The sequence below is a fragment of the Candidatus Arthromitus sp. SFB-mouse-NL genome (genome assembly GCF_000709435.1).
Classification (GTDB): domain Bacteria; phylum Bacillota; class Clostridia; order Clostridiales; family Clostridiaceae; genus Dwaynesavagella.
Window position 1 is genome coordinate 999,487 of record NZ_CP008713.1, and the last position, 26,963, is coordinate 1,026,449.

Consider the following 26,963-nt stretch of genomic DNA (forward strand, 5'->3'; position numbering starts at 1 on the left):
ATTAAATATCTAAAAATTTAGATAACTTCGATAATATTGCATTATTGTTAAATTCATTTCTATTAAACTCAATATCCCTATTAAAATTAATCAAAATATCACACATAGCCCTCATTATATCATCACAATTATTAATGCAACAATAAATCCCATTTATACCACTAACCAATTCATATAATGGATCACTATAATCTTCGAGTATTGCTAAAATAATTGCATTCGATCCCATATAATCATATATCTTAGCTGGTATTTGAGAAAACTCCTTATTCCCAAATATAAGAAGTATATCCGCATTAACAACCATATTTATAATATCAGAATATGGAATACGCGATTTCAATTTTATACTACTCTCATCAGCCAACTCTTTTTGCTCTAAGTCATTTATGTTGCCAACAAAATTTACATTTAACTTATAAAATAAATCTGAAAAATTTATTTGAATCAAACCTAACGCTTTAATGAACTCTCTTATATTTCTTACACCCTTAACAATATCACCCGCATATAATACATTGATTTTATCTGACTGAAAATCTGAAGGATAATTTTTCTTAGAATCACAATATAATTTGTCATCAAATCCTCTATGTATTATCTCCATGGATTTTGGAGTTAATTTATAGTTCTTCTTATAATATTCCATGTTATTTTTAGTTACAAACAAAAACTTATCACTATTAATTATTATTTTATTTTCAATTCTTTTGTTAAAAAGTCTTACCAAAAGACCCCTATTTCTCCTATTTACCTCATTACAATAAGGATCGCTAAAATACGATACAAGTTCTACACTATTATTGTATTTTTTTACCATATTTTTAATTTTATATGCACAGATTAAACTGGATGGTGGTTCATGCATTCCAATAATTATATCAAACTTTATATCACTCAAATATTTTTTGAAATATTTGCATGCCTTATTAATCCAAGAAGTATATGGATCAATAATTACAATTTTATTCTTAATCCAAATTAATCGTTTAGATTTTATATCCGTTTTATTTTTACAAACTACTTTTTTAGGTATCATCTTATTTAATATAAAACTTCCATTTACTCTATGTACAACTATATCTTTATTTACAAGCTTAGATAATTTTCCATCGTAGTAAATACTATCACTAGGAAAACTTAACGTTAAAAGATGTATTTTTAAATCTCTATTACTACTAGTAAGTAAGTTCATATAATATATCAACTCTATGCTAGCAGAATTATTTATATCAACTGAATAACAAGAAACAAATAAGATATTAATCACTAGCATCTATCCTTTAAATGATATTTAAAACTTCGCATCATAAACTTAGGTATACTCGTTAATCTCCTTATTCTTACTGGTTCCTTCAATACCCTATACAACCACTCTAATCCTAAATTTATCATCACTCTTGGAGCTCTATTAAGCTTTCCAGCATACAAATCAAAACTCCCCCCAACTCCCATAAATAATTTACATCCAAGCATATCTATGTATTTATTTATAAAAATATCTTGGCGTGGGCTACCCATAGCAACAAATACTACATCAGTGTTACTTTGCTTTATTCTTTGAAAAACATCATGTGAATTATCACCAAAATAACCATTATTATGTCCAACAATATTTATATTTGGATATTTTTTTAATATATTATCAATAGCTAATAATAAATTTTCATCTGTAGTACCTACAAAATAAATTTTTAAAGATTGCTCATTGCAAATCTTTAAAACCTCATCCATTATATCAATTCCAGCAATCTTACAAATATTTATTTTCTTTAGTAATTTCAAAAGTATCTTTATACCAACACCATCTGGTATGACAACACTATCATCTCTACAAAAATATTTTTTAAGGGAATTATCGTTTAATCCATTTAACAAAACTTCTGGATTACCAGAAACTATGTTTAATTTATCATTTTTATTTGATAACAAATGTTCACGTATTATATTTACTAAATCATCTTTACTTCCTGTATATATTTTATATCCTGTTAAATTTGTATACATAATTCAATTTATAAAATAATTTTTTCTAACTCCTTTAAAATTTCGTCATTACTATTTATTCCACGTGCTATTTCAAAATATTTCTTAACATTTTGCATATCATCTAATTTCAAATAACTCATTATTATGTTTGTGCACACTTCTATTGAATTTGTAACTTTAAATACAGTTTCAAAATATTTAATTGCCTCAGAATACATTTCTAAACTTGCATAGTTCAAGCCTAATTCATTTACAACCTCAACAATATCACTATCTATTCTTCTAGAATTCTCTAAATAATAAATTGCCTGTTGATTCATATTTAGTTTCCTATGTGCTACTGCAATATAATAATATATCAAAGCATCGTTTTTAAACATATCAATTAATGGAATTAACTTTTCCAGAGCTTCCTTAGGCGAAGAATATATTTTTTCCTTACCATCTTGATAATCTTTACAAGCCATTAAATGATCTTTAAACTCTTTTATTTCTTGGTCATCTTTAACCTTATATTTTTTTATACTATCGAGTGCAAGTACATAATTACCCTCATCTCTCTCAATTATTGCCTTATACAAATAAACCTTATTAAACGTTTTATAATTTTTTATTGCATCATCAATATGAAATTTTAATTCAGAATTAAAAGATTCATCCTTATCTTTTAAATTCATTAAAACTACTATTAACTTCTCTTTATATTCATCATTGAAATAAATCTTAGACAATCCTTTTAACATTATGTACGCATCAAACAATTCATCTTTTTGAATTAGTGAATATATGTACCCCTTATAAAACTCCTGACTATTATCAAAATTTAATATTATTTCCTCGTAGTAATTGTTATATATAAATTTTTCATTTCCACCAATGCATAAAATCATCCCTACAAAAAATTTATCCATTGTAAGATCACTACTTTTAGGATTATTTTTATCTGTTATAAGCTTTAGATCAACAGGGAAAAGAACATCTTTCCCCTGCAATTCTTTATACAAATATGGGCTTATTTTATCTAAAATTGTTAAATCTTTTAACTCAATAAATATTAAATTTGAAAGTCTTTCATTAATATTGTAACTCATACTTACTCCTAATCTTAACTCATGCAGTCCTTTATTAGATTTAATACATTTTTCTTAAACTCTTCCATTTTAGCAACTATATCTTCCTTATGGTTGCTCCTAACACTTAAATAAAATTTAATTTTTGGTTCTGTCCCTGAAGGCCTAGCTGCAAACCAACTTCCATCTTCAAATATTACTTTTAAAACATTTGATGAAGGTAAATCTATTTTACTCTTTGTATTATTTACAACATCCTTCTCTATTCCATATTTATAATCTTGAACTTTAACCGTATTCATATGCTCAATACTAACTTTATCCATACCTCTTAGCACTTCTAGACAATTAGAAATTTTCTCTTGTCCTTCTTTACCATTTAATTCTATAGAAACCAAATTCTCCAAAGAAAAACCATATTTATCATATAAACACTCTAAAGCATCACATAAAGTTTTTCCATTCTTTTTGTAGTACAATGCCATTTCAGCTATAATGTTTGTCGCAATAACAGCATCCTTATCTCTAACAAAATCACCTAATAAATATCCGTAACTTTCTTCAAATCCAAAAACATATTCACTATTATCATCAACTTCAAATTCTTTTATTTTCTCACCTATATATTTAAACCCAGTTAATACTTCAATTAGATTAACGCTATAATGATCACAAATATTTTTTACAACATCTGTTGTTACAATCGTTTTAATAATAGTAGATTTATTACTTAACTTTCCTTCTTCTTTTAAAGAATACAATATATACTCAGATAATAAAATCCCTATATGATTACCAGTCAAAAGTTTATACTCGCCATCTCTTCCTTTAGATGCAACTCCTACTCTATCACAATCTGGATCAGTAGCTAAAATCAAGTCACTATCATTTTTCTTGGCTAATTTTATAGGTAAATCAAATACAATCTCAAGTTCTGGATTAGGATATGGTACAGTCGAAAAATTGCCATCAGGATCCCTTTGCTCCTCAACAATTTTAATATCTGAATAACCCAATTCATCTAATACTTTTGTAACTGGAAGTAACCCAGAACCATGAAGTGGAGTATATACTATTTTTAATTCGTGGCTATGATTTTTAACCAAATCTTTTCTTATAACTAATTCCTTAACTTTATCAAAATATTTTCTATCTATGTTTTCTCCTATATATTCAAGTTTACATTTACTAATAGCCTCATCTTCACTCAAAATATTTATATCTTCAAATATATCAACATCACATATTCTATCATAAACTTCACTAGCCAAGATATCTGTTAACTGTCCACCATCTTCTCCATAAACTTTGTATCCGTTATACTCTTTGGGATTATGTGAAGCTGTTATAACAATACCACCCTTACACTTCAACTCCCTAACTGCAAAAGAAAGCATAGGTGTTGGTCTTAAACTTTCATATAAATAAACCTTTATATCATTAGCCGCAAAAATAAGTCCTGCCCTCTTTGCAAATTCATCTGACTTAATTCTAGAATCATAAGCTATAGCCACACTTATTTCCTGATCTTTGTATTTATCCTTCAAAAAATTTGCGTAACCTTGCGTAACCTTACCTATAGTATAAATGTTAATCCTATTTACACCAGATCCAATTATTCCTCTAAGTCCACCTGTACCAAATTCTAACTCTTTATAAAATCTATCTTCTAATTCTTTTTCATCCAAATCATATATTTCTTTTTTATGATCTGCACTGATATTACTCGATGACAACCACTTATCTGCCAACTTTTTATACACAATTACCACCTCATCAAGATAATATTAACATCTTGATTATACTACATCCACGAGAATATATAAATATAACAGTACAAACAAGATAATTTGTACTGTTATAGCATAATTAATTAATCTCTGATTCAGTTGATGATACTTCATTTGATTCGTCAACAAAGTTTTTGGCAAAATTTATTGAAGCTACTACAGACTCTAAACTATCTAGTATAGTTATTTCATCCCCTACTTCCATATCAGAAATCCTAACAGCGTGTCCTAACATTTGTTCCTTTATAACTAAATCAATTTTGTCAGGTATTTTACTAGCTTTACATCTAACTTTTATACTGCTTTTTTCCTTTTGTATAATCGCTCCATTTTTAGTTGCAACAAATTCATTAACATAATTAACAGGAACTTCTGCATTAATTACTTTATCTCCATTAAAACATTCAAAATCAACATGCAAGATATTATTTGTAATATGACATTTTTGAACTTCCTTAATTATTGCATTATATTTCTTACCTTCAAGGTTAACTTGCACAGTATTATGATCACCGCCATGAGTCAGTAATTCTTCTATATCTCTTTTATCTAAAATTATTTTAGTTGACGGTATATCAGTTCCATAAATATTCCCAACAACCTTACCTTCTCTTCTCAATTTTTTAGTTGATCCTTTTGTTGTCCCATTATTAATTATCGCGTTTATCATTTTATCAACTCCCTTTGTCTGTATTATCACACTTTTAAATATTTCTTATACAACTTTTTTAACTTATAGAAATTTTCTTCAATATTGTTGTAGAAATTATAATTTGTGTTATTATAACCATTAAGTATTGATATTTTGAAAGGATGGTTTAAGACTTTGTATAAGCTAGATCAAAATAAAACACCAATTTTTGACTCACTAATGAAATATGTAAATAACAACACAGTACCATTTCATGTCCCAGGACATAAAAAAGGAATTGGTATACCTGAAGAATTTAAAAATTTCATCGGAGAAAACGCATTTAAAATAGATGTTACAGTATTTAAATCGGTCGATAGTTTACATCATCCTACTTCATCTATAAAAAAAGCAGAAGAATTAGTTGCAGATGCATACAACTCTGATTATTCATTCTTCTGTATAAATGGAACCACTATTGCAATACAAGCAATGATAATGTCCGCAGTATCTAGTGGTGATAAAATATTAATTCCTAGAAACGTCCACAAATCCATAACAGCTGGCATTATTTTAAGCGGGGCAATACCTGTGTATATGAATCCAGATATCGACGAATTCCTTTCTATATCTCATGGTATACCATTTAATACAGTAAAAAAATCTTTAGAAAACAATCCTGATGTTAAAGCAGTTTTATTAATAAATCCAACTTACTATGGAGTTTCAACTGATATCAAAAAAATTGCCTCACTCGTTCATTCATATAACATTCCATTACTTATTGATGAAGCCCATGGTCCACATCTAATATTTAATAATAAACTGCCAATATGTGCGATGGATGCTGGAGCTGACATATGTGCACAAAGCACCCACAAAATAACATCATCATTAACTCAAGGTTCATTTTTACATGTAAAATCGAAATATATCGAACCATCAAAAGTAAGACAAAATTTAAATTTATTACAAACAACATCTCCATCATATATAATACTCGCATCTCTTGATTGCACAAGAAAACAACTTGTATTCAATGGAAAAGAATTACTAGATAAATCAATTGAGCTTGCTAATTACGCAAGAGAAGAAATTAACAAAATAGATTCTCTTTATTGTTTTGGAGAAGAATTGAAAAATGATGGTGGATTCTTTACGTTTGATCCAACAAAAATTACAATCAATTGCAGAAAACTTGGAATAAGCGGATATGAATTAGAAAAAAGACTTGCATCAAAATATAAAATTCAATTAGAAATGGCAGATGCTTACAACGCATTAGCTGCTGGATCTTTTGGTGATACAAAAGAAAGTATTGACAAATTAATAACTGCACTTAAAGATATAAGAGCAAATACAGAAAAGAAAGATACTAATAAATTTAATATAACTATACCTGAAATACCAAAACAAGTATATTCACCTAGAAAAGCTTTCCAATCAAACAAAAAATCAATTCCTCTTAAAAAAAGTGTTGATCAAATTAGTGCAGAATTTCTTCTTGCATATCCTCCTGGAATTCCTGTCCTTTGTCCAGGTGAAATAATCACACAAGAAATTGTTGATTATATAGAATATATAAAATCTATAGGTTTATTCGTTCAAGGAACAGAGGATCCTAAAATCGAAAATATTAAAATAATAGATTAAAAAAATAAAAGAGCCACATTATAAAATGTGACTCTAAATTTTCACTTTCTAACAATCACTTACCCTTAAAACTATTATTAAAATAATTTAAAACTAAAATTTATAACTTAATTTGTAGCTCGTCGAGGAGGGTGTAACCACCACAAAATATAACAATTAAAAACTGCTATTCCTCTATATATAACTTGCTATTTAAACTTTCTCTTTCTTGCGGCTTCAGATTTTTTCTTTCTTTTAACACTTGGTTTAACGTAATGTTCTCTCTTTTTAACCTCAGATAAAACCCCAGCTCTTGCACACTTTCTTTTGAATCTTTTTAATGCACTTTCCAAAGACTCATTTTCTCCAACTTTTATTTCAGACATATATTTCCCTCCCTCCGCTAGTACAAAATACAAACCTTATACTCATTTTGGGTTAGCGATTTCATCTAGAATTATACAATAAATAATTTTTTATGTCAATAAAGAAAACTTCAAGTATAAAGCACTTCTCAAAACTAATTTAAATGATTTTATCATAGTTAATTATGTACTTTTTTTTAATTAATTATTACATTTTATTAAATTAATTTTGTGAATTTAAAATATCCATTGGATTAAATTTATATATAGCTGACGGATCAGAAAATATAAAATAAAACTCTTTGGATCCATCAACAATATATTTTGCAACATTTACTCCCTCAACATTTGAAACATTTCTTGTTCTTCCAAGTTTTACAATTATATCAAAGAAAGTCATACCTTGTTTTATTTCCGATAGCTGTGATGAATTTATTGCTCTAATTTTGTTTTGTTTTGTTAATAATTCAGAATAAAATAAATTTAAATCAATTTTCTTAAAAATTATATTCATTCCTTTAATTCTATCTAAAAATTCTGTATTATCAGCAATATTTAAAACTATATTAACCATCCTTTGTGATGTTTTATCTTTTTGATATAGAGAAATCCAATAATTAAGTCCATCAGAATCAGCTTCTCTATTAAATAAAACCTGATATATTTCACTAATGAATTGTCTATCAGAAAGGTTCCTAGACTTAAATTCATCTAATTTTATAAATTCATTTATTAAATCTATCGCCCCCTTACTTTGAGACGTCAATTGATTTTTCCAATAATTAAACCCTTCATAATCATAATCTCTTCCTAAAAGATATGTATATGCATCACTTATAAACTCATCAAGATCACTACGCTTTTCAGGTTCAACTGTAGGCTCTTGCTTATACTTCTTAAATAAAATCCCCAAATTATTTATTTCACCCATGAATTCTTCACTATGAGCCATTTCATTAATTAGACTTAGCCTTTCATTTTTAGATGTATTGTCTCCTAGAATACCAGACCAATATTCAAATCCCTCTTGATCAGCTTCTCTATTTAATAATAACTCATAATTTTTATTTATAAACTCCTCATTAGATATATTAAGTTCTTCAAATTCTGGCTGATCCAAAATTTGATTTAATAAATCTAATACACCTATATTTTCATCCAACACTTGATTAATCCAATAATTTTTTCCCTCTTCATCAGCCTCTCTATTAAATATTATTCCATAGATATTCCCTACGAATTTGTCTAAATAATCTTCTTTTGTTTGTGCAAAAGAGACAGCTGATCCTAAGCAAATCGATATTGACAACAAACTACCAAAAATAATTTTTTTAATATTATTCTTCTTCATATTAAATCCTTTCAAACTTAAAGTCTATTAACAAAATGTTGGTGAAAGCTCTTCTCCTCCGACAATATGAAAATGCAAATGCTTTACAGATTGAAATGCATGTCCGCCACAATTATTTACAATTCTATATCCTGTTTCATCTATATTAAGAAGCTTAACTATCTTACCTATAGCTGAAAAAATATGCTCAATATATGAAATATTTTTCTCATCAATATCATTTAAACTTTGAATATGTATCTTAGGAATTACAAGTACATGATTAGTTGCAGAAGGATAAATGTCCTCAAACGCAATTACAAAACTATCTTCATAGATTATCTTACACGGTACTTCACCCTGAATTATTTTACAAAATATACATTCCATATTTTTATATCCTCCTATTTTAAAGCTTGTCCGATAAGGTGATCATTTTCCAGATCAACAATTCGCGTCGAAACAATCTTCCCTAAATATTTCTTTTCATCATTTAAAACAACTTTTATATAATTTTTCGTATATCCATAAACTCCATTATTATCTGAAAGTTCTGTACAATACAACACATCTAAGGTTTGTCCTAAATATTTCTTCTGAAAATCAATCTTATTTAATTTATTAAGATCTATAAGACTTTTACTTCTCTTCTCTTTTATATGGACATCAACCTGATTTTCCATTTCAGCTGCTTTTGTTCCATTTCTTTTACTGTATTTAAATACATGCATATCTTGAAGCTTTATATTTTTTAAAAAATTATACGTTTCATTAAACTCATCATCAGTTTCACCTGGGAAGCCAACTATAATATCAGTAGTTATACTTACATCTTCAATCTCTCTTCTAAGATCTTCTACAACTCTCTTGTAAAGAGAAATATCATATTTTCTTCGCATTCTCTTCAATACTGAATCACATCCACTTTGAAGTGATAAATGAAAATGCGGCATAAGTTTTTTTATCTTACTCATTCTCTCAACAATTTCTGTTGTAAAAAACTCCGGATCAACAGAACCAACTCTAATTCTTTCGAGTCCATCTATTTCATCAAGTAATTCTATCAAACTAACCAAATTAATATCTATACCTAAATCATCACCGTAAGAAGTTGTATTAATACCAGTTAATACAACCTCTTTATATCCATTACTAACTAATGATCTAACTTCATCAAAAATTTTGCGTGGCTCCTTGCTACAAACCCCTCCACGTGCAAATGGGATTATACAATATGTACAAAACTTATTACATCCATCCTGAATTTTAATAAATGCTCTATGTTTATCTTTTAGAGTTCTTATACTTCTATCTTCAAAACTTATATTCCTCAAAATATTATCATCAACTTTTATAACCTGTTTTCCTGTTTCCAAAAATAATCTTATGTAATATGGCAATTGACCCTTAAACCTATTACCCAAAATGATATTTACATCCTTTATCTCTGATACTTCATCTTTAGAGACCTGTGGATAACAACCAACCATAGCAATAATAGCTTTTGGGTTGATTTTTTTACATTTGGATATAAACTGCCTTGACTTTTTATCACTTGTATTTGTAACCGTACAAGTATTAATACAATAAACATCTGCAAACTCATCATAAGAGACAACCTCAAAATCGTCTTCTTTCAAAGCAGAAATCATAATTTCTGTATCATAAATATTAACCCTACAACCTAATGTAGAAATTGCAACCTTCATTTTTTATTCCTCTTAAATTTTTAATTTATCTATCACCAAATTCATATTTTAATACAGATGAAATAAATATAGTCGCCGTTTCTGTTCGTAATATATTTTTACCTAATCCAACGGATATACCACCCAAACTTCTTATAAAATCAACTTCATCTTCTTCAAATCCACCTTCAGGTCCTATAAATACACAAATATTTTTAATATCGTCTCTGTCAAAACTCCTTATAACCTCCTTCAAATTAAACTCTTCTTTTTCATAAGGAATCAATATTAAATCATACTTCTTTATTCCATCTTGATCTATATCCGCAAACTTAATTGGAAATTTTATTGTTGGAATTGTAGATATTCCACATTGTTTACAAGCTTCCTTAGAAATTTTATTTAATCTATCCCATTTAAACTTACTTACATCAAGCTTACCATTAACTCTCCTAGTTAATAATGGTACTATTTCACGGATACCAATTTCTGTGAGTTTCTGAACAATAAACTCAAGTTTATCAGCTTTTGGATAACCTTGAAATATTGTTATATTAACTTTGATTTTATTAGTAATATCTATTTTATCTAATAATTTTACCTTACAAGTTTTAAGAGTTGTATCTATAATTTCTGCCTCAAAACTTTGATCGTTAAAATTACTTATTATAAATCTATCTCCAAGCCTTAATCTAAGCACTTTCAAAATATGTTTTGCTTCTTGATCATCAATTGACAAAATATTATTACCTTCTATAAATTCAAAATCTGTAAAAAATCTCCGCATTTTAAATACCTCACATTTGAATTATATCATATTTCCTTTAATTTTCACAGCAAAAGCATACCATCCATTCTCTTTGCTTTCATTTATAATTTCCATATTGTATTTTAATAAACTATTTTTAATAAGATTGACCTTACTATCAATTATACCTGATATAATAAAAATACCATCCTCATTAAGAACCTTTGTAACATCAGGTATCAAATCACAGATTATTTCTGCAATTATATTGGAAACAATGATATCTCCCTTTTCATTCATATTATCTAAAAGATTTCCCTCAATAATTTCAATATTCGAAATATTATTCAACTTAACATTATACTTTGCCGCACTAACAGAAACTTTATCAAGATCAATTGCAATAACTTTACGTGCATTTAATTTAGCTGCCAAAATTCCAAGAATACCTGACCCAGTACCAACATCATAAACAAAATAATCATCCTTCATATATTTACACATCATCTGAATACATAGTTTAGTTGTTTCATGTGTACCAGTCCCAAATGCCATACCTGGATCTATATTTATCAAAATTTCATCATTAAGCCTCTCATAATTTTCCCATTCAGGTTTAATAACAACTCTATTATCAATCTTAAAGGTATGATAATATTTTTTCCAATTATTAGCCCAATCTTCTTCAAGAACTTCTTGAGTTTCAATAAAACAATCTATATTTTCATATCGAATCATCGACTTTATAATATCTAAGAACTCAATAACATTTTCTTTTTCACTTATATAATACCTAACAACACAAATTTCTTTTCCATCTACAAGAATCTCGTCTTCATTAAAATAAGTATCTAAATTTAAATTATTTTCTTCATATAAATGTCTCGGATCCTCCACATATAATTCAAATCTTCCAAGCTTATAAAAAATATTTTCAATATTCTCCAAATTATCTATATTAACTTTAATTTTAATCTCTACGTAACTATTATCCATTATTTCCTCCAAACCAAAACGTTATTTTTTAGATTATAACACCTAAATTAAACAAATTTCCATTACATAAATAAAACTTTAAAATACAAACTGTGGTATAATTAGAATGCAAATAATTTTGGGGGATAGATGATGTATGACATTTATACTGCTGTAATACAAACCGGTTTTAACAAAGACCGAAAAATTCTTAACCTTAATGATGAAGTAATTTTACTTAAAGAACCTGAGAATAATTATGATGCAGAAGCTATAATTTGTGTTGTTCCTGCATTTGGAAAAATTGGATATGTAATAAATAATTTTAAAGCTTTGCCCAAGGGATGTTTTAGTAGCGGCAGGATATACGATATATTTAAAATTGGTATTTTTGCAGAAGTAAAATTTATAATAAATGATATTTCTATATTAAAATTAAATTTAGATAGTAGAAATATATTAAATGATATCTATAAAACATCTTCTCCATCAAATTTAATATAAAAATAGTTAAAGCCACTTTTTAAGTTAAACTTAAAAGTGGCTTTAATTTCCTAAACAAGCAATATGTTATTATTTTTCAATTCGATTGGTTTATCTGGATTAAACTCTATACTCTTTTCACCAATATAAATAGTCTTAAACTTTATACTATTAAGATCTTTCCTAAATCCAATAAATTTTTTCCTGAATACATCAATATTTTTAAGTTCAATTTTTCTCTTTTCTTTATTAATTTTCATATTTTTAATAAGTCTACCTATTCTTTTATCAAGTTTCTTTATATACTTGGATAATTGTTTTTCTACACTCAAAACACTATTTTCTATCAACTCATCAACATTCTTAAATATCTCTTTCTTGATATTTTCAAAAACTTCATTAATCTTACCCAAAAAATTATCCTTAAACTCTGCAATATCAACTGAATAAATAATCCTCTCTCTTATCCTAGTACTTTTCAATTTTTTCATATAAAAATATAAAAGTCCAATACCTGCACCAAAAGTTGCACCAATAGCCGTTTCCAAAACAGAAAGATTTTTCCCAAGAATTCCTCCAACAGCACTACCTGCTACACTTGTGGCTGCCATTCCCAAACTAAAAGTAGAGGTACTAAACTCATCGCACTCCTTAACTTGACTCTGGGTTTCCGTTATATTCAACTCATTAAAATCAATATTACTCATACAAATATCATCAAAATTATAAATTTGAAATTTAAACTTTATATGTTCATTTACATACTTATTAAACTCATCGCCGATTTTCCTAAAAGCTTCATTCAAATTTTTATTTATCTCTATTTGAGTATTAAAAGATTCATTATAAATATGATCATTGACCTTATTTAGAGTAACATTTAAACTCTCCTTAATATTATTTTCTATAACATTAATTTTATATAATAAGTCATCTTTATTCTCAAATTCCAAAATATTTTTTACAGGTAACATTTCATTAACAATATTATCTAAATACTGAGACATCTCATCAAGCTTATCATTAATAGTATTTTTTAAAATATTAAGAGAAACCTTAGGTATATTAATAACTTCAATAAATTCCTTTTTCAAATCATATAACTTACATTTAATATTTTCGATCTTAGTAAAAGAAATATTATATTTATTATCTATAACCGATATATCATTATCAAGACTATTTATTATATCATTATTAATCGCAATAATTTTTTCAATCCCAGCCTCTAAACTTTCCTCAGCAAAAGTAGAAAATATACAATTCAAAATCTCCTCTTCTATTATCTCAATTCTACTTTCTTCCAACAATTTATCACAATACTCAGAGGGTTCAAGTTTAAATTGCCTAATAGAACCATTTATCTCTATACTTTCCGTATACTTTGATCCATACAATCTATCAATTTCATCTAAAATTTCCTTTGACGCAAAATTATTTTTAACAATTCTAGCTAAAAGAGCCTGCCTTGCAGAAACATAATTAATATTGGGATTTTTTATACTAGGTATATACTCCTTAATCATCTCTCTAGCTTTTTCAATGCAATCATCTATACTTTCATCCTTACTATTAAGCAAATCAATCTTATTAATAACAAAAAATATCTTATTTCTATCCCGTTCTATCAATTTTTCATTGCTAGAAATTAATTTCAAAATTTTCCCATTTATATCTGACATAAAATTCTGATAATCCAAAACAATAATAAGAGCATCAGAATTTCTGAGTTCTTTAAAAGAAATTTTCTTAACATAATCCGTATTAAAGTTAGTTGTAGAAATCTCATCTAAACCAGGAGTATCTAATAAAACAAATTTATTTATTACATCTCCATACTTGGAGGTCTTTATACCATTTATAGGGGTATGTAATAAATATCTTTCTATAGTTGAGTGAGTATTATTTTTCCTAACTTCTTTTATATCACTGTGAAACATTTGTTCCAAAGTAAACCTCTTATTAGATGTTATATTTTCAAAGCTACCATCACTAAATTGCTTTTTTACATAATTACAATTCTCATTTGAATGAAAAATTTCTATAGTGGATATTGTACATGGTGCATTTTGATTTGGAAGTAAATCTCTTCCAATAAAAGCATTTAATATTGTAGATTTACCAGATTTTATAGCCCCAACAACAGCGACTTTAAAAGTTTTTTGTGTTAAAATATACCTTATATTATTTAATGAAGTACTAAATTCATCATTTTCAATTAATTCTTTATTAGAGGTTAACTCTAAATTAATATTATCAATTAAAGAAATAGCCTTCTTATATTTATCAATATACAAAACTAATTTCACCTCAAAAATGGAATATTTTTACAACCATTATAATATATACAACTTATTTTTTAAATATATTTTTTATTTTTGTTTGGAGGATAACATGAAACCATTAGCTGATAAAATTAGACCTGAAAAAATCGAAGATTTTGTTGGACAATCACATTTAATAGGTAAAAATAAAATTATAAGTAGCATCATTAAATCAAAAAAAATACCAAATATGATAATATATGGACCACCTGGAACTGGAAAAACATCTTTAGCAAACATTCTTTCTAAACAATGTAATAAATCATTCTATAAACTAAATGGAACAACAACAAATACTGATCAAATAAAGCAAATAATAAAAGAAACTTACAATCTTTCAGAACACAACGGTATTATCTTATTTATAGATGAACTTCACTTCCTTTCAAAAAAACAACAACAGATCATTTTAGAATTCATTGAAAATGGATACATAACATTAATAGGTAGCACAACCGAAAACATAAATTTTTCAATTGTAGACTCAATTATTAGCAGATGTATCCTAATCAATTTTAAACCATTAACTAGCTCTGATATTAAAAACAAATTAATAAACGTTATCGATGAAAATTTTAAAGATTATGAATTTAACGAAGAGAGTATAAAATATATCGCAAACATATCTAATGGCGATCTTAGAAAGGCATTAAACATCTTGGAATTATGCACAATTACATTTAATCCAAATATAAGCATAACTATGGATAAAATAGAATCGCTATCTCAATCCACAGTGAATCTAAGTATCAAAAATCAAGACAATTTATATAATAATTTAAGCTATTTACAAAAATCAATAAGAGGATCAGATCCAAATGCAGCATCAATAGCACTTTCATTACTAATAGAATCCGGTGACTTAAACTCTATCTGTAGAAGATTGCTCGTAATAGCATCAGAAGACATAGGTTTAGCATACCCTCAAGCAATCTCCATTGTTAAATCATGTATTGACTCTGCCATAATGCTTGGATTTCCTGAAGCAAAAATACCACTTTCACAAGCAACAATATTACTAGCCACATCCCCAAAATCAAACACGGCATATTTAGCCATAAATAGAGCATTAGAAGATGTTAAAAAAAATCAAATAGAAATTCCTTCGTACTTATGTTCAAACTATTCAAACAATAAAATAAATGAAAAAACCAAATACCTTTATCCTCATGACTATCCTAATAATTATATCAAACAAGACTATCTCCCACATAAACTTAAAGACAAAATTTACTATAATTATGGTAATAATAAATTTGAACAATCCATTAAAGATTTTTGGCAAAAAATAAAGTAGGTAGCATAAAATAGACTACCTGCTTCATTTTAGAAAAATTTCTTAAAACCCTTCTTCTTACTATCTTGCTTTCTTTCAGTATAATGTTCTTGACTTCCTTCATAAGCCTCCCTCATCAATTCGACAGCTTGCCGTTGGCTATCATTATGAACACTAGGAACATCTACTACTATTCTAACATGATGTTCTCCTCTAAAATTCGAGTTAACTTTATAAACACCTTTACCTTTCAATACCTGAACAGTACCTGATTGAGTACCTTCTTTAATATTTATTTTATGTTCACCATCAAGTGTTTCAATAACACTATCCCCACCAAGTATAGCAATCCAAATAGGTATATGATGATCAGTAAAAATATCATTATCCTTGCGTTTAAATTTATTACTACTCATTACATTTATAGCAATATATAAATCTCCAGAAGGTGCACCAAGATCTCCAACCTCTCCTTCACCCCTCATTGATATCACCTGACCAGTATCAATCCCTCTAGGTATGTCAATAGTTATCTTCTTCTCGGTATTAACTTTACCACTGCCTCTACACGTAGCACATGGATTTAAGTTAATCTTCCCTACACCAGAACATTTTGAACAAGTAGTCATAGATACCATACTTCCAAATGGAGTATTTCTCTGAACCTTTATCTGACCACTTCCATGGCATTTATCGCATGTAGTCCTATCAGTTCCTGTTTTACTTCCTGTCCCAGAACATGTACCACATCTATCTTTACGTCTTATAAATATATCCTTGGTACATCCAAAAACTGCCTCATCAAATGTTAGTGTCAATCTATATTCTAAATCTTCTCCTGGTTTAGGACCTCTCTTAGATCTTCCTCCACCAAATCCTCCTCCGGTGAAAAAACTAGAAAATATATCGCCTAAATCAAAATCCATATCGAATCCTTCAAATCCACCACCAGCTGAAGAAGATCCATAGCTAGCTCCTTTTGTATAAGCATCATGCCCTACTCTATCATAACTATCCCTTTTACTACTATCACTTAAAACCTGATATGCTTCATTTATTTCCTTAAACTTTTTTTCAGCCTCAGCATTACCCTTATTTCTATCTGGATGATACTTTATAGCCTGTTTTTTAAAGGCACTCTTTATTTCTGACTCTGAAGCATTACTACTAACCCCTAAAACTTCATAGTAATTCTTATTAGACATACATCACCTCAGTTTATTACCAAAAATTATGGTACATAAAATATAATTATTAATTATTATCCTCTACTTTATAATCTTTTGCTTCATATGTTTGTTGATTTTCAGTATTTGTTGTCCCTTCCGTTCCTGCAACATTTGGGTCTTGCTGATACATTTTACTAGATAATGCATAAAATGCTTGAGTTAATTCTTCTTGACTCTTTTTAATCAACTCTAAATCATCACCTTTTAAAGCTTCCTTAAGTGAATTTAATTTAGTCTCTATATCTGTTTTTTCTTCATTACTTACTTTTTCTCCAAACTCTTTCAATGCATTTTCCATTTGATAAACAGAACTTTCAGCGGTATTTCTAATTTCTATAGACTCTTTACGTTTTTTATCTTCTTCAGCATACTTTTCTGCTTCTTTAACTGCCTTATCTATTTCATCATCACTTAAATTAGTTGTAGCAGTTATTGTTATATCCGCCTTTTTACCTGATGCTTTATCCATAGCACTTACTTTAACAATACCATTTGCATCAATATCATAAGTAACTTCTATTTGAGGTACCCCTCTTGGCGCTGGTGGTATACCAGATAAAGTAAATCTTCCTAGAGTCTTATTATCTACAGCCATTTGTCTTTCACCTTGAACAATGTGTATTTCAACAGATGTTTGATTATCTGCTGCTGTAGAGAAAACTTGGCTCTTAGTTACAGGTATTGTAGTATTCCTCTCTATAATAACTGTAGATACTCCTCCTAAAGTTTCAATTCCTAAACTAAGAGGTGTAACATCTAATAATAACAAACCAGAATTTTCATAATCACCAGCCAATATACCACCTTGTATAGCTGCTCCAACCGCTACACATTCATCAGGATTAACTCCCTTTGATGGTTCTTTCCCTGTAAAATTCTTTACTGCATCTTGTATAGCAGGAATTCTAGTAGATCCACCAACCAACACAACTTTATTTATATCTCCAATTTGCAATCCAGCATCTTGAAGTGCTTTTTTCATTGGTTCTAAAGTTCTATTCACAAGATCCAACGTTATCTCATTGAATTTAGCTCTTGATAATTGCAAATCAATATGCTTTGGTCCTGTAGCATCAGCTGTTATAAATGGTAAATTTATATTAGTTTGTTGTGAAGATGAAAGCTCAATTTTCGCTTTCTCAGCAGCCTCCTTTAACCTTTGAAGCGCCATTTTATCATTTCTTAAATCTATACTATTATTGAATTTAAAATCATCTGCTATAAAATCAATTATCTTTTGATCAAAATCATCTCCACCTAAAAATGTATCTCCATTAGTTGCAAGAACTTCAAACACACCATCTCCAAGTTCCAATATAGATACGTCAAATGTACCTCCACCTAAATCATATACTAAAATCTTTTCCTGAGTTGATGTCTTATCAATCCCGTAAGCTAGTGAAGCTGCTGTTGGTTCATTTATTATCCTCAACACTTCAAGACCAGCTATTTTACCAGCATCCTTTGTTGCTTGCCTCTGACTATCATTAAAATAGGCAGGAACTGTTATTACTGCTTGAGTAACTTTTTCTCCTAAATATGCTTCCGCATCCAACTTAATTTTTTGAAGAACCATTGATGATATTTCCTGTGGAGAATATTTTTTACCATCTATATCAACTTTATAATCTGTTCCCATATGTCTCTTGATAGAGATAATTGTTTTATCAGGATTAGTAATCGCCTGCCTCTTAGCAACTTGACCTACTAATCTCTCTCCATTATTTTGAAATGAAACTACTGAAGGAGTAGTCCTTCCACCCTCAGAATTAGGAATTACAACTGGCTCTCCACCTTCCATTACAGCAACACATGAATTAGTTGTTCCTAAATCAATACCTATAACTTTTCCCATAATAAACCTCCAAATTAAACTTATTTTTTGTCTCTTAATTGGCAACCTTAACCATACTATGCCTTATAATTTTATCTTTTATCATATATCCTTTTTGTAAAACTTCTACTATAGTATTCTTTTCTAAATTCTCATCATTTATATGCATTACAGCTTCATGCAAATTTGGATCAAATCTAGATTTGCAATCTATTTCTTTGACATCCATCTTTTCTAAAGTAGTATTAAATAATTTAATTACCATATTGATTCCTTGTTTAAGTGAATCCATATCAGCACTGGCAGAATTAGCTCTCTCCAGGTTATCTAATATAGGTAAAACTTCAGATATTATATCCACACAAGAATTACTATATAACTCACTCTTCTCTCGTGTACTCCTCTTCCTATAATTATCATACTCTGCACTAATTCTCAATATCTTATCCTTTAAAGAATCAACCTCTAATTTCAATCCTTCATTTTCTTTTTTTAACATATCAAGTTCATCTATATTGTTACATTGACACTCATCTTCTAAATTTTGATTTTTTTCTTCTGACGCCATATCATTTTCTTCTGCCGATACATTNTTTTCTTCTATCATTTTTAATTAACACCTCCGTAACACTAGACTTTTAATCAATATTTGTATTTATAAAATCTATTAAAAATTTGACCATTGTTACTATTTTAGCATAATCCATTCTTGTAAGACCTATTATCCCTATAGTTCCTAATACTTTCCCATTTCTTATACAATTACCTAAAACAACACTGTAATTTTTAGCCTCTTCTATACTATTTTCTTCTCCAATCTTAATCTGGATATTATTACCACAGTCACAATTAAGCAAACCATTAAATCTATTGATATTATTAAAAAAACATACTAATTCTCTTACTTTATCAATGCTATTAAACTCCGGATAACTCAAAATGTTATCAATTCCTTCAAAATAGTAACTAGCCTCAGTATCGTACATAAACAAATTACGTAAGATTAAAATTAATTGATCAAATATATTCCTATCTAAATTTAAACATTGTACAGATTCCCATACCAAATCCAAGTCTATATCTTCAAATCTACGCGAAATACAATGATCATTAATTATTTTATTAATTACACTAATACTTTTATGATCTATAATTCTATTTAACTTAATAATATTATTTCTTATAATACCTTCATTGGTGATAATAACAGCCAATATACTATATGTACTTATTTCAATAAACTCAATTGATTTTATGGAATTTTCAATTACTGATGGTATTTTTAATACACAAGCCAAATTTGTCAATTTAGAAATGAGAGATAATTTAGATTTTAAAATATTTTCAAAGTCAAATAAATCCAAATTTAACAAATTAGATTCAATATATTTTTTTTCCTCATTACTAATTTGTTTTGGTTTCATTAACTTATCTACATATAATCTGTACCCTTTATTTGAGGGTCTTCTACCAGAAGAAATATGAACCTGCTCTAAAAATCCTAATTCCTCTAAATCCGACATTTCGTTCCTAATAGTTGCCGAACTTATCCCTAAATTGTACTTCCTAGATAACGTTCTTGATCCTACCGGCTCACCTGTATATATAAAATCCTGAATTATTGAATATAATATTTTACTTTTTCTCTCATTCATAATAATTAACCTCTCTTTATTAGCACTCCATATCCAAGAGTGCTAATGGCTTGAAAATAAAATAACATTTTAAATGGAATTTGTCAAATTTTTTTATTTATAACTTTCCCATAAAATCTTTTAAAATTAAATTCATTAAGATCATTCCTTCATTTGTTATAAAAACCATTTTATCTACAACATCCATTAATCCATTCTTTTTATACTTATTAACAACTTCACCAAATACGGAAAGAAAACTCGAATCAAATCTAGTGTTAAAATCTTCTAAAGATATTCCCCTTATTTTCCTTAAACCTAGCATTATGTATTCTTCAATATTATCAACAAACGAATTATTATAAACATTTTCATAAATAAGTTTGTTATTTTTTTTAAGCATCTCTATATATGTACTTATATTCTTCGTATTTTCAAAACGCACATTTTTATAAAATGAATGAGCAGAAACTCCTATACCTATATAATCATTAAAATTCCAATATATCAAATTATGTAAACAAGATTTATTATATTTAGAATAATTCGAAACTTCATATTGTTCAAATCCATTCAACTCTAAAAAATGCTTAGTGTATTTATACATATCTATTTGAATATCTTCATCGCTCTCAACAAAATTCCCTTTTTTATACATATTGTAAAATTTAGTATTCTTCTCTAATATTAAACTATATGCAGAAATATGGGACAAATCATATTGAATTATTCTCTGCAATGTAACTTCATAATCATATAATTTTTCATTAGGTATCCCATAAATTAGGTCTACATTCAAATTTTCAAAACCAACATTTTGTGCGTAATTTATGCTTTTTTCAAAATCATCAAACGAATGAGTTCTACCAATAAAATTTAATGTAGACAAATTGGCACTCTGTAATCCTATACTCAATCTATCTATTCCATAGCATTCCATAATTTTCAGTTTACTATAAGTCAAAGTTCCAGGATTACATTCAATTGTAAATTCTAAAATCCTATTTAAATCACATCTATCACTTATACCCTTTAATAATTTTTCTAACTGCTTATCATTAAGATAACTAGGTGTACCTCCACCAATAAATATAGTATCGAATTTTTCATGCTTGTATAAATCTAATTCTAATAATAACGCACTTATATATTCATCAATCAAATGTTCACTTCTAATATAAGATGTAAAATCGCAATAATAACACTTACTAGCACAAAAAGGTATGTGAATATAAAGACCGATCATTTTAATCTACCTTTAAAACAGATATGAAAGCCTCTTGCGGTATTTCAACTGATCCAACCTGTCTCATCCTTTTCTTGCCTTCTTTCTGCTTTTCAAGCAATTTCTTCTTTCTAGTTATATCACCGCCATAACATTTAGATAACACATCTTTTCTAACTGCTTTAACTGTCTCACGAGCAATTATCTTGGCTCCGATAGCTGCCTGTATAGGTATCTCAAATAACTGCCTAGGTATAATAGTTTTTAACTTATCCACAATATTTTTTCCTCTCTGATACGCTTTCTCTTGCGGAACTATCATGGACAAAGCATCAACAGGATTACCATTTAACAAAATATCCAATTTAACCAATTTGGTTTTCTGATATCCGCTCAATTCATAATCAAATGAAGCATATCCTTTTGTTTTCGATTTTAATGTATCAAAAAAATCATATATTATTTCATTTAGAGGCATCACATATTTTAAAATCACTCTTGTTGTATCTAAATACTGCATATCAATAAAATTAGCACGTCTTCCTTGGCACAATTCCATAACACCTCCAACAAATTCTGAAGGAGTTATTATTGTAGCGTTAACTATCGGTTCTTCTGTAGACTCAACCTCTGTTGACTTAGGCATATTATACGGGTTTGTAATTTCTACAATATTTCCTGATGTCTTATTAACTTTATAAATAACAGATGGTGCTGTTATTATTATGTCTAAATTAAACTCACGCTCTAATCTTTCTTGTACTATTTCCATATGTAATAAACCTAAAAATCCACATCTAAATCCAAATCCTAATGCTAATGATGTCTCGGGTTCAAAAATCAATGCAGCATCATTTAATTGCAATTTCTCCAAAGCCTCTTTAAGTTCATCATATTTATCTCCAACTATTGGATATATGCCACTAAAAACTGTCGGTATTGCGGACTTATACCCCTCTAAAGGCTCACTAGCCGGATTTTCAATAGATGTTATAGTATCCCCCACTCTAGCATCTTTTACATTTTTTATAGCTGCTGTCACATATCCAACTTCTCCAGCCTGTAATAAATCTATAGATTTATAGCTTGGCGTAAAAATACCCACCTCTGTAACCTCATATTCTTTATTAGAGAACATAAATCTAATCTTCATTTGAGGTTTTATATACCCTTCTTTTACTCTTATATAACAGATTACACCTCTATAAGAATCATACATTGAATCAAACACAAGTGCTTTCAATGGAGCATTAATATCTCCCCTAGGTTTAGGTATTTTTCTAACTATAGTTTCCAAAACATCCCCTATATTTAATCCTGTTTTAGCAGATATAGCAGGAGCATCTTGTGCCTCTATACCTATAATATCTTCTATTTCTTCTCTTACTTCCTCAGTTCTCTGACTAGGTAAATCAACTTTATTCAAGACTGGTACAACCTCGAGTCCAGCATCAGAGGCTAAATAACAATTTGCTAAAGTTTGTGCCTGAATTCCCTGACTAGCATCAACAACAAGTATCGCACCTTCACAAGCGGCTAAACTTCTGGAGACCTCATAATTAAAATCAACATGACCAGGAGTATCTATCAAATTTAATATGTATTCTTCATTATCAACTGGACTTGTATATATAAGCCTTACAGCCTGAGATTTAATAGTTATACCTCTCTCTTTCTCTAGTTCCATATTGTCTAAAACTTGAGCTTCCATCTCTCTCTTTGTCAAAGTTCCGGTAATCTCTATCAATCTATCAGCTAAAGTTGATTTACCATGATCTATATGTGCTATAATACAGAAATTACGTATATTATCTTGTTTTTTATTGTTCATCTAAAAATCACCTACAAATTAATTAAATATACATTTATAAATTATAAAATATAATTGTAGAAATTAACACTCCTTAATTTGATATGAATTTTCTATCTCTTCCAAGGGAACTTTAAACTAAAAATTTTTTCTTCTCCCTTTATCCTTAAAATCACATCATATCCATAACTTTCTTTGTAAATACTTATTAACGCTTGATCATCAAATGTTGTTATATTTAAACTATCTTCATTTGTTCTATTTTCCTGAACCTCTCTAACACTATTTACAATTCCTGTAGAAGAATATACAACATTAATCTTCACAAAGCCTGCACTAAAAACAAAGATGAACAAAAAAATTCCAAAGATATATTTAAGATTTCTTCTTTTAAAAAACAAAATAACACCACCTAAATAGTTTTATTTAGATGATGTCAATTTTCTTTATATATTATTCTATTTTTTATATTATTGAGCTAAATATTCTCCTATAACATTTGATAATAATTTTGCTGAATTTATAGCTTCCTCCATAGTATTAAGTTGAGCACCCATCTCAATTAAGGCTAACTTAGAGGACTTAGTCTGATTAAATGCATTACTTCCTCTTTCATAATAAAAAACACTCCTTGCAAATCCAGGATATAAATCATTTGCTAAACTCGTTAAATCCATTGCAAGTTCTTCGTTATCCAAATAATTAGGATTATTTTTAGCAACGACACACATTATCTTTGCAACACTCTTACCATCTATATCCGTGGTAACTAAATTTTTATTATCCAAAGAATCTCTATGTAAATCTAATATCAAATCAAAATCTTCAATTTCAGATAAATATTTATCCAATGTTTCTCCGGATCTTTTATAACTTTCTAAGTAGCTCGTATTATGTATAGTTTTATCATGTATAACCTCGATATTATAATTTTTCTCAAGTTCTCTTTTAAGAACATCTCCCACACCTACAATATTATATTGTTCATAAAATGAATCGTTTTGAGCAGGTTTAAATGCTTCTGTTGTGTGTGTGTGATATATCAGTATCCTCTTCTTAGTATTATTCGAATTAATAATTCCATTTGCTATCCTATCATTCGTATTTAAATTTTCAGATGAATTATTATACATGTTAGATGATAAATTACCTTCATCAATGTTAGTTGAATTTAAAATATTTACCTCCTTCTCAATTATAGAAATAGGATTTAATATATCAATTCCCAACACATATTTCACATCTTTAATAAATGCTTCCTTGGAATTTTCAAAATACTCACTATCCCAAAAAGGTATGTAATTATTCTTTAATATCGAACTATAAGCATAATTAAAATTTCCTGATATATTAAAATATATTATATAAACTTTCAGTATTATCCACAAAATAATAATAGAAATTAATGTTACAATCCCTATTATTTTAAAATCTCTTAAGTTAATCTTATCTCTTTTTATCAATTGCATCTAAATTAACCCCCTATATAAAAAATATATGAAGGGGGTAATATTTTATTATCTTTTTCTCTAAATTTTTATTTTTTAATTTATAAATTTATTCAATTTATCTATGTCAAGATTGGGATGCAATGCTATATTTATACCCATAGCAATCATCTTAGACATCGATTCTATCACAGCATCAACATCCTTAGGTGTTACTATCATTTCGCCCATAGAAAGAGACAATGTCTTACGTATTATCTTCATTCTTTGGTTTATATCTATGAGTTTTTTTTCTATATATTTATTACCTATATCTCCTATTATATTATCTAAAATAGAATTAACACTGTCACTAACAATCGTAAGAGAGTCAACAACTGTCGGTATACCTATACCGATAACTGGCACACCCAAAGTTTCTTCATTAAGAGGAATCCTATGGTTGTTCACTCCTGCACCCGGATTTATGCCTGTACTACCTACCTGTATAGTTGTATTAAGTCTCGATACTTTTCTTGCAGCCAGAGAATCCACGCATATAACATAATCAGGTTTAATTTTATCAACAAGAGATTTTACTATTTCACTAGTTTCTATCCCTGTAGTTCCTAGTACACCTGGCGAAACAGCACATACAGATGAAATATCATCTTCAATAGACTGTGGCATAAATTCTTTAAGGTGTCTTGTCACAAACAACTTAGATATAACTTTAGGTCCAAGAGAATCCGATGTTACATTCCAATTTCCTAGTCCCACAACAAGTGCTGTTTTATTTGAATCCATGGAAATAAACTCTTTTAATACTCTTCCAAATATTAAACTAATCTTGTCCATCATTTCAACATCATAATATGTTAATTTTGGCAATTCTAAGGTTGAATAATATCCTATCTTCTTCCCAAGAAGTTCCTCACCATATTTATTTTTAATTCTTATATTAGATATTTTTACATTCGAATCTTCAATTTGCTTAAAATCTATATTGGGATTTCCTTCAAAAATCTTATTTAAATCATTTTCTGCTGCTCTATCTTTAACCATAACTTGTCTCCTTATTTTGTAGACATTTTTAAAAACTACACTTTCTTATTCTGTGTAAAATTTCTTAAATTATTTAATTATAACTTGAATTTATTTTAAAATAATGATATTATGTTGACATTATTTGTGTTCGATATAAAAGGATGGTGAAAAGATATGGCAAATATTAAATCAGCTAAAAAGAGGATTAAAGTTACTCAAGCTAAGACTCTAAGGAATCAAATGGTTAAGTCTGCGTTAAAAACTGCTATTAAAAAGTTTGAAACTTGTTTAAAAAATAGTGATATAGAATCAGCAAAATCTGAATTATCGCAAGTTACAAAAGCATTAGATATGGCTGCATCTAAAGGAATTTTACATAGAAATAAGGCAGCTAGGAAAAAATCTAATTTAGCTATAAAATTGAATAAAGCTCAAACTTAAAAAACCTAATACCAA

Annotated in this window: 25 protein-coding genes; 4 read left to right on the plus strand and 21 right to left on the minus strand. The window is 28.1% G+C overall.

Annotated elements, in window-relative coordinates:
- Nucleotide 1 precedes the first annotated feature (1 nt).
- From SFBMNL_RS04850 to SFBMNL_RS04870, 5 genes are all read right to left on the minus strand, one after another.
- Entirely contained in the window at nt 2-1,276 is a 1,275-nt protein-coding gene (locus SFBMNL_RS04850; protein ID WP_042294706.1) for a hypothetical protein, read from the minus strand.
- On the minus strand, nt 1,270-2,007 hold the full coding sequence (locus tag SFBMNL_RS04855; RefSeq protein WP_042294707.1) for a WecB/TagA/CpsF family glycosyltransferase: 738 nt from the start codon (nt 2,005-2,007) through the stop codon (nt 1,270-1,272). Before SFBMNL_RS04855 ends, SFBMNL_RS04850 begins: the two co-directional genes overlap by 7 nt.
- An 8-nt stretch (nt 2,008-2,015) precedes the next feature.
- The gene (locus tag SFBMNL_RS04860) at nt 2,016-3,080 is read right to left on the minus strand and encodes a tetratricopeptide repeat protein (protein WP_005805987.1); all 1,065 of its coding nucleotides are present in this window, start codon (nt 3,078-3,080) and stop codon (nt 2,016-2,018) included.
- Between the two features lie 14 nt (nt 3,081-3,094).
- On the minus strand, nt 3,095-4,822 hold the full coding sequence (locus SFBMNL_RS04865; RefSeq protein WP_081832582.1) for a phospho-sugar mutase: 1,728 nt from the start codon (nt 4,820-4,822) through the stop codon (nt 3,095-3,097).
- 106 nt (nt 4,823-4,928) lie between these two features.
- Complete coding sequence (locus SFBMNL_RS04870) at nt 4,929-5,519, minus strand: 50S ribosomal protein L25 (RefSeq protein ID WP_007440052.1); 591 nt, start codon at nt 5,517-5,519, stop codon at nt 4,929-4,931.
- 156 nt (nt 5,520-5,675) lie between these two features.
- On the opposite strand from SFBMNL_RS04870, the gene SFBMNL_RS04875 reads away from it, so the two are divergent.
- Nucleotides 5,676-7,133 carry an aminotransferase class I/II-fold pyridoxal phosphate-dependent enzyme gene (locus tag SFBMNL_RS04875; protein WP_007442964.1) on the plus strand — a complete coding sequence of 486 codons (1,458 nt, stop codon included), beginning with the start codon at nt 5,676-5,678 and terminating at the stop codon, nt 7,131-7,133.
- Between the two features lie 188 nt (nt 7,134-7,321).
- Here SFBMNL_RS04875 and rpsU read toward each other — a convergent pair whose 3' ends face one another.
- From rpsU to prmA, 6 genes are all read right to left on the minus strand, one after another.
- Nucleotides 7,322-7,498 carry a 30S ribosomal protein S21 gene (rpsU, locus tag SFBMNL_RS04880; protein ID WP_005805980.1) on the minus strand — a complete coding sequence of 59 codons (177 nt, stop codon included), beginning with the start codon at nt 7,496-7,498 and terminating at the stop codon, nt 7,322-7,324.
- A gap of 202 nt (nt 7,499-7,700) precedes the next feature.
- Complete coding sequence (locus SFBMNL_RS04885) at nt 7,701-8,843, minus strand: DUF4214 domain-containing protein (protein WP_014518740.1); 1,143 nt, start codon at nt 8,841-8,843, stop codon at nt 7,701-7,703.
- 12 nt (nt 8,844-8,855) lie between these two features.
- Nucleotides 8,856-9,197: a histidine triad nucleotide-binding protein gene (locus SFBMNL_RS04890; RefSeq protein ID WP_005805977.1), complete on the minus strand. Its 342-nt coding sequence runs from the start codon at nt 9,195-9,197 to the stop codon at nt 8,856-8,858.
- Between the two features lie 14 nt (nt 9,198-9,211).
- On the minus strand, nt 9,212-10,516 hold the full coding sequence (gene mtaB / locus SFBMNL_RS04895) for a tRNA (N(6)-L-threonylcarbamoyladenosine(37)-C(2))-methylthiotransferase MtaB (protein WP_042294708.1): 1,305 nt from the start codon (nt 10,514-10,516) through the stop codon (nt 9,212-9,214).
- A gap of 25 nt (nt 10,517-10,541) precedes the next feature.
- Nucleotides 10,542-11,282: an RsmE family RNA methyltransferase gene (locus SFBMNL_RS04900; RefSeq protein WP_042294709.1), complete on the minus strand. Its 741-nt coding sequence runs from the start codon at nt 11,280-11,282 to the stop codon at nt 10,542-10,544.
- 21 nt (nt 11,283-11,303) lie between these two features.
- The gene (gene prmA, locus SFBMNL_RS04905) at nt 11,304-12,239 is read right to left on the minus strand and encodes a 50S ribosomal protein L11 methyltransferase (protein WP_042294710.1); all 936 of its coding nucleotides are present in this window, start codon (nt 12,237-12,239) and stop codon (nt 11,304-11,306) included.
- Nucleotides 12,240-12,368: 129 nt separating this feature from the next.
- Here prmA and SFBMNL_RS04910 point away from each other — a divergent pair, with 129 nt between their 5' ends.
- Nucleotides 12,369-12,722, plus strand: coding sequence for a hypothetical protein (locus SFBMNL_RS04910; protein WP_005805971.1), 354 nt, complete (start codon nt 12,369-12,371; stop codon nt 12,720-12,722).
- Between the two features lie 50 nt (nt 12,723-12,772).
- Here the strand turns inward: SFBMNL_RS04910 and SFBMNL_RS04915 are convergent, their stop codons facing one another.
- The gene (locus SFBMNL_RS04915) at nt 12,773-14,998 is read right to left on the minus strand and encodes a dynamin family protein (protein ID WP_042294711.1); all 2,226 of its coding nucleotides are present in this window, start codon (nt 14,996-14,998) and stop codon (nt 12,773-12,775) included.
- 97 nt (nt 14,999-15,095) lie between these two features.
- On the opposite strand from SFBMNL_RS04915, the gene SFBMNL_RS04920 reads away from it, so the two are divergent.
- Nucleotides 15,096-16,322: a replication-associated recombination protein A gene (locus SFBMNL_RS04920; protein WP_042294712.1), complete on the plus strand. Its 1,227-nt coding sequence runs from the start codon at nt 15,096-15,098 to the stop codon at nt 16,320-16,322.
- 29 nt (nt 16,323-16,351) lie between these two features.
- On the opposite strand, the gene dnaJ is transcribed toward SFBMNL_RS04920, so the two are convergent.
- The 9 genes from dnaJ to gpr form a co-directional block, all read right to left on the minus strand.
- Nucleotides 16,352-17,506, minus strand: coding sequence for a molecular chaperone DnaJ (gene dnaJ / locus SFBMNL_RS04925; protein WP_042294713.1), 1,155 nt, complete (start codon nt 17,504-17,506; stop codon nt 16,352-16,354).
- Between the two features lie 49 nt (nt 17,507-17,555).
- A complete protein-coding gene (gene dnaK / locus SFBMNL_RS04930) occupies nt 17,556-19,385 on the minus strand; it encodes a molecular chaperone DnaK (RefSeq protein ID WP_042294714.1) in 1,830 nt (609 codons plus the stop codon).
- 34 nt (nt 19,386-19,419) lie between these two features.
- Entirely contained in the window at nt 19,420-19,971 is a 552-nt protein-coding gene (gene grpE / locus SFBMNL_RS04935; RefSeq protein WP_042294715.1) for a nucleotide exchange factor GrpE, read from the minus strand.
- 31 nt (nt 19,972-20,002) lie between these two features.
- Complete coding sequence (gene hrcA / locus SFBMNL_RS04940; protein ID WP_042294716.1) at nt 20,003-21,019, minus strand: heat-inducible transcriptional repressor HrcA; 1,017 nt, start codon at nt 21,017-21,019, stop codon at nt 20,003-20,005.
- A 97-nt stretch (nt 21,020-21,116) separates the two neighbouring features.
- Complete coding sequence (gene hemW, locus SFBMNL_RS04945) at nt 21,117-22,244, minus strand: radical SAM family heme chaperone HemW (protein ID WP_042294717.1); 1,128 nt, start codon at nt 22,242-22,244, stop codon at nt 21,117-21,119.
- Nucleotide 22,245: 1 nt separating this feature from the next.
- Nucleotides 22,246-24,054, minus strand: coding sequence for a translation elongation factor 4 (lepA, locus tag SFBMNL_RS04950; RefSeq protein WP_042294718.1), 1,809 nt, complete (start codon nt 24,052-24,054; stop codon nt 22,246-22,248).
- 92 nt (nt 24,055-24,146) lie between these two features.
- The gene (locus SFBMNL_RS04955; protein ID WP_005805958.1) at nt 24,147-24,434 is read right to left on the minus strand and encodes a hypothetical protein; all 288 of its coding nucleotides are present in this window, start codon (nt 24,432-24,434) and stop codon (nt 24,147-24,149) included.
- A gap of 69 nt (nt 24,435-24,503) precedes the next feature.
- The gene (locus SFBMNL_RS04960; RefSeq protein ID WP_005805956.1) at nt 24,504-25,502 is read right to left on the minus strand and encodes a stage II sporulation protein P; all 999 of its coding nucleotides are present in this window, start codon (nt 25,500-25,502) and stop codon (nt 24,504-24,506) included.
- A 75-nt stretch (nt 25,503-25,577) separates the two neighbouring features.
- Entirely contained in the window at nt 25,578-26,525 is a 948-nt protein-coding gene (gpr, locus tag SFBMNL_RS04965; protein ID WP_042294719.1) for a GPR endopeptidase, read from the minus strand.
- A 156-nt stretch (nt 26,526-26,681) separates the two neighbouring features.
- Between gpr and rpsT the strand changes: the two genes are divergently transcribed.
- On the plus strand, nt 26,682-26,948 hold the full coding sequence (gene rpsT, locus SFBMNL_RS04970; RefSeq protein ID WP_005805951.1) for a 30S ribosomal protein S20: 267 nt from the start codon (nt 26,682-26,684) through the stop codon (nt 26,946-26,948).
- The last annotated feature ends 15 nt before the right edge of the window (nt 26,949-26,963 follow it).

Bases quoted from the DNA above. Each gene is read 5' to 3' on its own strand.
- rpsU (WP_005805980.1), bottom strand. From the start codon at position 7,498: ATGTCTGAAATAAAAGTTGGAGAAAATGAGTCTTTGGAAAGTGCATTA.
- rpsT (WP_005805951.1), top strand. From the start codon at position 26,682: ATGGCAAATATTAAATCAGCTAAAAAGAGGATTAAAGTTACTCAAGCT.
- lepA (WP_042294718.1), bottom strand. From the start codon at position 24,054: ATGAACAATAAAAAACAAGATAATATACGTAATTTCTGTATTATAGCA.
- dnaK (WP_042294714.1), bottom strand. From the start codon at position 19,385: ATGGGAAAAGTTATAGGTATTGATTTAGGAACAACTAATTCATGTGTT.
- SFBMNL_RS04855 (WP_042294707.1), bottom strand. From the start codon at position 2,007: ATGTATACAAATTTAACAGGATATAAAATATATACAGGAAGTAAAGAT.
- hrcA (WP_042294716.1), bottom strand. From the start codon at position 21,019: ATGAATGAGAGAAAAAGTAAAATATTATATTCAATAATTCAGGATTTT.
- gpr (WP_042294719.1), bottom strand. From the start codon at position 26,525: ATGGTTAAAGATAGAGCAGCAGAAAATGATTTAAATAAGATTTTTGAA.
- SFBMNL_RS04900 (WP_042294709.1), bottom strand. From the start codon at position 11,282: ATGCGGAGATTTTTTACAGATTTTGAATTTATAGAAGGTAATAATATT.
- SFBMNL_RS04960 (WP_005805956.1), bottom strand. From the start codon at position 25,502: ATGCAATTGATAAAAAGAGATAAGATTAACTTAAGAGATTTTAAAATA.
- prmA (WP_042294710.1), bottom strand. From the start codon at position 12,239: ATGGATAATAGTTACGTAGAGATTAAAATTAAAGTTAATATAGATAAT.
- SFBMNL_RS04870 (WP_007440052.1), bottom strand. From the start codon at position 5,519: ATGATAAACGCGATAATTAATAATGGGACAACAAAAGGATCAACTAAA.
- SFBMNL_RS04920 (WP_042294712.1), top strand. From the start codon at position 15,096: ATGAAACCATTAGCTGATAAAATTAGACCTGAAAAAATCGAAGATTTT.
- mtaB (WP_042294708.1), bottom strand. From the start codon at position 10,516: ATGAAGGTTGCAATTTCTACATTAGGTTGTAGGGTTAATATTTATGAT.
- SFBMNL_RS04860 (WP_005805987.1), bottom strand. From the start codon at position 3,080: ATGAGTTACAATATTAATGAAAGACTTTCAAATTTAATATTTATTGAG.
- SFBMNL_RS04850 (WP_042294706.1), bottom strand. From the start codon at position 1,276: ATGCTAGTGATTAATATCTTATTTGTTTCTTGTTATTCAGTTGATATA.
- dnaJ (WP_042294713.1), bottom strand. From the start codon at position 17,506: ATGTCTAATAAGAATTACTATGAAGTTTTAGGGGTTAGTAGTAATGCT.
- SFBMNL_RS04890 (WP_005805977.1), bottom strand. From the start codon at position 9,197: ATGGAATGTATATTTTGTAAAATAATTCAGGGTGAAGTACCGTGTAAG.
- SFBMNL_RS04910 (WP_005805971.1), top strand. From the start codon at position 12,369: ATGATGTATGACATTTATACTGCTGTAATACAAACCGGTTTTAACAAA.
- hemW (WP_042294717.1), bottom strand. From the start codon at position 22,244: ATGATCGGTCTTTATATTCACATACCTTTTTGTGCTAGTAAGTGTTAT.